At 39.8% G+C, this 5,992-nt stretch carries 4 protein-coding genes and 3 pseudogenes; all 7 read left to right on the forward strand.

The features are described from left to right. Positions 1-15: 15 nt before the first annotated feature. Positions 16-579, forward strand: a pseudogene (locus HP456_RS25680) (metal ABC transporter solute-binding protein, Zn/Mn family); the annotation flags it as partial. A gap of 18 nt (positions 580-597) precedes the next feature. Continuing rightward, a pseudogene (locus HP456_RS25685) lies at positions 598-1,212 on the forward strand (metal-binding protein ZinT); the annotation flags it as partial. Between the two features lie 249 nt (positions 1,213-1,461). Continuing rightward, positions 1,462-1,689 (forward strand): annotated as a pseudogene (locus tag HP456_RS25130) (hypothetical protein). A gap of 212 nt (positions 1,690-1,901) precedes the next feature. Next, positions 1,902-2,876: an SIS domain-containing protein gene (locus HP456_RS18555; protein ID WP_172253832.1), complete on the forward strand. Its 975-nt coding sequence runs from the start codon at positions 1,902-1,904 to the stop codon at positions 2,874-2,876. Between the two features lie 60 nt (positions 2,877-2,936). Further along, a complete protein-coding gene (locus HP456_RS18560) occupies positions 2,937-4,214 on the forward strand; it encodes an ABC transporter substrate-binding protein (RefSeq protein ID WP_172253834.1) in 1,278 nt (425 codons plus the stop codon). A gap of 78 nt (positions 4,215-4,292) precedes the next feature. After that, positions 4,293-5,162, forward strand: a complete 870-nt coding sequence (locus tag HP456_RS18565; protein WP_376766236.1) for a carbohydrate ABC transporter permease — start codon at positions 4,293-4,295, stop codon at positions 5,160-5,162. 2 nt (positions 5,163-5,164) lie between these two features. Next, positions 5,165-5,992: carbohydrate ABC transporter permease (locus HP456_RS18570; RefSeq protein ID WP_172253838.1), on the forward strand; the 828-nt coding region annotated here is incomplete at its 3' end.

The following is a 5,992-nucleotide window of genomic DNA, read 5'->3' on the forward strand; positions in this document are numbered from 1 at the left end:
AAAGGGGTAGACTTAATAAGTCACGGCCATGATCATGAAGGCGATCATGAAGATGAACATGCCGGACATAACCATGGGGACAAAGATCCACACGTTTGGCTGGATCCAATACGTTCTATAAAGCTGGCAGAAAACATTAAAGATACACTGGTAGAGCTTAAACCTGAAAAAGAAGAAACCTTTACTAAAAACTTTGAGGAACTTAAAGGTGATCTTGAAAATCTGGAAGAGGAGTTCCATACAAAGCTTGAGAAGTTGCCAGGGAATAGAATAATTGTGTCACATGCTGCTTATGGATATTGGGAGCAAGCCTACGGCATTGAACAAATTGCCGTTACGGGTTTAAGTCCCAGCAATGAACCTTCACAAAAAGAGTTGCAAAACATTATCGAAATCGCAGAAAAGTATGGATTAAAACATGTATTTTTCGAACAGAATGTAACTCCTAAAGTGGCAGAGGTTGTTAGAAAAGAAATTGGTGCAGAGGCTTTACGCATCCACAATTTATCCATTTTGACAGAAGAGGAAATTAAAAATAATGAGGATTACTTTACACTCATGAATCAAAATTTAGACGTATTATCAAAAGCCTTGGCTGAGCCTTCAAAAGTATCAGAAGAAGCATCTGAAAGTGAACACGACCATGATCATCATCATGCCCATGACGAAGAAACAGAGAAAATCTATGAAGGTTACTTTGAAGACAGTCAAGTAAAGGACCGTGACCTTTCTGATTGGGAGGGTGACTGGCAGTCTGTTTATCCATTCCTAACAGATGGTACTCTTGATGAAGTATTTGCCCATAAAGCAGTACATGAAGAAGATAAAACAGCGGAAGAATATAAAGAATACTATAAAGAAGGGTACCAGACAGATGCAGACAGGGTTTTGATTGAAGGAAACACAGTCACTTTCTATGAAAATGGGGAAGAAAATTCCGGTGTATACAAGTATGATGGATATGAAATCCTGACCTACGATGCCGGTAATAGAGGAGTAAGATTCATATTTAAACTTGAAGGAGAATCCGGAGATCTTCCTCAGTATATTCAATTCAGCGACCATAGTATCTATCCGACAAAAGCTGGTCACTACCATCTGTACTGGGGTGACGACCGTGAAGCTTTATTAAACGAAGTCACGAACTGGCCAACCTACTATCCATCAGACATGACCGGAGAAGAAATAGCAGATGAGATGATGGCTCATTGATTTGAATATGAACCTTCATTATAAACAGGTTATGAAGGTGTAGATTTAGAAGGTATCCAAACAAACACAAAAATTAATGCAAAATAATAGATCAGGCAGAGTAAAGGCAAAGAGATAATACTGTGACATATGTGTTTTTGGTTAAATAAAATCCGAACTAAAATTCAAATTCTTTCAATAGAATTCGAATTAGTTCGGGTTTTTTGGTTTTGTAAGAACAAGCATGTTCATATTAGCTTGTTCCAGCGGTTGATTGGAGTGCAAGACGAAGACTCCTGCGGGAGAAGCGTGTTAGGTGAGACCCCGCAGGAGCTTTAGCGACGAGGAGGCTCACCAACCGCCCGCGGAAAGCGAAGTCTTGCACGGAAATCAACAGCGGTATTTGAAAGCCCATCCATTCCGGAATTGTTCGTCTGTAAAGTGTCATATGAATATCCTCTAGTTCTTTTTTATGTAATACCATGTCAAGCCATCTAATGGTTGCTTGTAAGACAACTAAAAAACCTGTCGAAATTTGTATATTTAAAATAGTGAGAAAATTTTAAATATACTGTTGACCTATAACGTCATATGACGTATTATAATTATCAATATGATGTTATGAGACATCATAAAATCTCGGAGGTGCTTTTATGACACATTCATTATCCCAATCAGCAATCAAAACCAATGGAAAGGAGGGGGCTTTAATGAAGCAAGAACATGTGAATCAACTTCAAAATGTAATGAACGCAATCGAAAACAAAAATGTGCAAAATGTATTTTTCGTAGCTTGCGGCGGTTCAATGGCATCCTTGTCTTTTGGTGATTACTTCGTTACAAAAGATACTGGAAAACCAAGCTTTGTTTACACTTCTAACGAATTTGTTCATTCGGAACCAAAAGCGTTGAATGAAAACAGTTTAGTTATCCTGCGTTCCCACTCTGGAACAACTCCGGAAACTGTTAAAGCAGCTACTTATGCCAGAAGTACAGGTGCTCTGACTGTTGCCATCTCTATGGATGTAGAATCGCCACTTTGTAAAGAAGCAGAATATATCCTTCACTATAATTACAAAGATGGATCCAATGCCATTGACGGTGAAATCGGAATTTATTACACATTTATTTTTAATCTGTTGAAAACCCTTACAGGTGACGAAAAATACGATAGAGGAATTGCTCAGTTAAGCAATCTTGGAGAATTGATCGAAACGAATCAGGAGAAACATAAGGAAGCAGCTTTTGAATTCGGTAAACGGAATAAGAGAGAGAAAACGATTTATACGATGGCAAGCGGCGCTTATATCCATCATGCATACTCATTCACCAGCTGCCTTCTAATGGAAATGCTGTGGATCAATTCAAATGCGATTCATTCAGGGGAATATTTTCATGGTCCGTTTGAAATCACGGATTTTGACGTGCCTTTCCTGCTGATTGTCGGTGAGGGTCCAAGTAAGCCTTTAGATCAGCGTGCACTGGATTTCGTAACAAAATACAGTGAGAAAGTTGAAGTGGTAGACGTCAGCAAATTCGACTACAGCGGTGTGGATGATGATTTGAAAGAGTATTTTGGTCCAGCATTGGCAGGCCCTGTCATGCGGCTTTATGCAGATGGCTTGGCAGAGCATACAGGTCACCCGCTGTCTGTTAGAAGATACATGTGGAAAATGGAGTATTAATTGTCGTAAACATGGTGTAAAATCTATTATTAAAAATAATGGTATGGATGAGGCGATGATATGAAAAAAATGTTCAGCTTTCTTCTAGTAGGCTTAACCGCTGCAGGTATCCTGGCAGGGTGTAACTCATCTGACTCAAGTTCCGCATCTAAAGAGGGAGAAGTCGTTATTGATTTCTTTCACCGCTGGCCAAATGAGCCGAGAAAATCATTCTATGATGAGAAAATCAAAGAATTTGAAGAATCGCATCCCGGTGTCACCATTAATGTCGATTCTGTTCTAAACGACTCTTATAAAGAGAAGGTAAGGGTTCTGGTATCAAATGATGGCCTGCCTGATATTTTCTCTTCATGGTCAGACTCCTTTGCTGAAAATCTGGTCAGTTCCGGCCGGATAAAAGAACTGAATGACATCATTAGTGAAGACCAGGAATGGAGCGGGAATATTCTTGAATCACAGTATGAAGGGTTTACCTTTGATGATAAAACGTATGGTATTCCTTTCACGGTAGATGGAAAAGCCTTCTTCTATAACAAACAAATCTTTGAGGAGCATAATATTGAGGTTCCGAAGACATACGATGAGATGCTTGATTCATTGGATCAACTAAAGTCGGCTGGTTACGACACGCCTCTTGTCGAAGGATTAACGAATGCATGGGCTATTTCTCACTATATGGGTACGATCTTTGACCGGGTCGTGGATCCTGAAGTCCGCGAGGCAGACTATAAACTGGAAAGTGCTTCACCTTATACAGATCAAGGATACATTCAAGGGTTAGAGATGTTCCAGGAGCTGACTGCCTATATGGGAGAAGTCTCTACCGCTATTGATCACGAAGCAGCAAGAAATATGTTTGCCGCTGGAGAAGTGCCAATTCTATATATGCAATTTGCTGAAGTAGGGTTGGTTCAAGACATTGGAGATGTAGAGATCGGTTTCTTCAACTTCCCTGAAGTAACGGATGGAAAAGGACGGGCGGATTCCCTGACAGGCGCACCTGAAGGCTGGATGCTTAGCAAGGATGCTCCACAAGAAGCGGTTGAATTCCTGAAATTTCTGACTTCTGAAGAAACGGCTCAGGAATTCACGAAAGCAGATGGCCAGTTAAATGCAGTGAAAAATGGTGTCACGGAAGAGAATACCAGTCCTACAAGCTATGAAGCGTATCAAATTGTGTTAGATGCATCCAATACAGCACCATGGTTCGATAATGCGGTTGATATTACGATTGCAGATATCTTCATGCGCGGCGGTCAGGAACTGGCTACGAAACAAAAAACACCAGAAGATATTATGAAAGAGGTTCAAAAAGAAGCAGCGAAAATAAGTGAGTAAAAGGGAGGGCCCTGACATTCGGGTGTCGGGGCTTTCTCATTATCTTGAAAGTGGGTGATACGTATGAGATTAAAAAGAATGTCTCTAACACCAATTTTATTCCTTCTGCCAACTGTCCTGTTTTTAGGCGTATTCATTTACATTCCACTAATTCAAAACTTTTATAACAGCTTCTTTGATTTCAATGTATTTTCAGATTCAAAAAAGTTTGTAGGTTTAAGCAATATTAAAGAATTATTCCGGGATGAAGTGATCGGTATCGCCTTCTTCAACAACCTGAAATATGCAGCGATATCGGTGATTTTTCAGATATTCTTTGCCTTGATACTTGCAAGTATTCTGGAAGATAAGTTGTTTCGCAAAGTCGCTCCAGCCCTGAGGGTCATTTATTTTATCCCTGTCATGATCTCTATCTCAGTCATCGCCCTTTTATTCGGCTTTGTTTATAATCCGCAAATAGGATTGTTAAACAGCTTTATGGAGTTAATCGGACTCGGCGAACTTGCCAAACCCTGGCTTGGTAATTCGACAACTGCCATCTATAGTGTCATTGCCATGTCCCAGTGGCAAAGTATTGGTTTAATCACCATGCTGTTCATTGTCGCTATTCAAAAAATTCCCAATGAATTGTATGAAGCCTCACACATCGACGGTGCAGGGAAGATCCGTCAGTTCTTTCACATCACCCTTCCGCAGGTAAAGGAAACCATGTTTGTTAACTTGTTGATTACAGTAACCGGTTCGATCCTGGTCTTTAATGAGCCCTATATTTTAACCAGTGGAGGACCCGGCAACAGCTCGATGACATTAGCCGTCCATATGTATCAAAATGGATTCTTTAAGGACAATATGGGTTATGCTTCTTCGATCGCCACTTTAATGTTTTTGTTATCGGCAATCTTTGCATTAGTCCAAATCAAAGTGTCTAAAACAGGAAAGGAAGATTGACGATGGAATTAGAAAATCGTACAACTGAAAAATCAATTTTCCCGGCTGCTCAAAGGAATTACATGCCACTTAAAACGCGTATATCCAGAAATATCGTTTTTCTTGGATTATTGATTTTCGCCTTGATAATCCTATACCCGCTTTTTTGGATGTTTATCTCTTCTTTTAAAAGTTATCAAGAAATTTATTCAAACGTTTGGGCTCTTCCCAGTGAATGGCACTTTGAGAATTACAAACTGGCCTGGGAAAAAGGAATTCAAAACTACTTTTTGAATAGCACATATGTGACTGGCTTTTCAATCCTCCTTACGGTGATGACCGGTACAATGGCTGCCTTTGTTTTGGCCCGATATCGGAATCGCTGGATTGACGCGGCTCTTCTATTTATCATTGGCGGTTTGATGATGAATCCGGAAGTTGCACTCATTCCTTTATTTGAGATTTTAACATTCTTTAACTTAATCGATACGAGATGGGCGTTAATTTTAACGTATGTTGCTTATAGACTCCCTCTTACGATTATCTTAATCCGCGCTTTTTTCATCACTGTACCAAAAGAGCTGTCAGAATCTGCTTTAATTGATGGATGCAGTGAATTTGGGATCTATTGGAGAATTTACTTGCCTTTATCGATTCCAATCGTCATTACTTCTGTCATTATCAACGCCTTCTATGCATGGAATGAATTTCTGTTTGCGACGGTATTTATTAATTCCAGTGAATTGAAAACGATTCCATCCGGGTTGATGGTCTTCAGGGATGCTTTAAGAACCGACTGGGGTGTCTTATTATCTGGAATGGTTATTGCTTCCGTACCGATGGTTGTTTTA

The organism is Bacillus haikouensis, from assembly GCF_013179555.1.
Classification (GTDB): Bacteria; Bacillota; Bacilli; order Bacillales; family Bacillaceae_B; genus Rossellomorea; species Rossellomorea haikouensis_A.

Excerpts from the sequence above, each read along its gene's own strand:
- HP456_RS18555 (WP_172253832.1), top strand. The coding sequence starts at position 1,902 with ATGAAGCAAGAACATGTGAATCAACTTCAAAATGTAATGAACGCAATC.
- HP456_RS18560 (WP_172253834.1), top strand. The coding sequence starts at position 2,937 with ATGAAAAAAATGTTCAGCTTTCTTCTAGTAGGCTTAACCGCTGCAGGT.
- HP456_RS18565 (WP_376766236.1), top strand. The coding sequence starts at position 4,293 with ATGTCTCTAACACCAATTTTATTCCTTCTGCCAACTGTCCTGTTTTTA.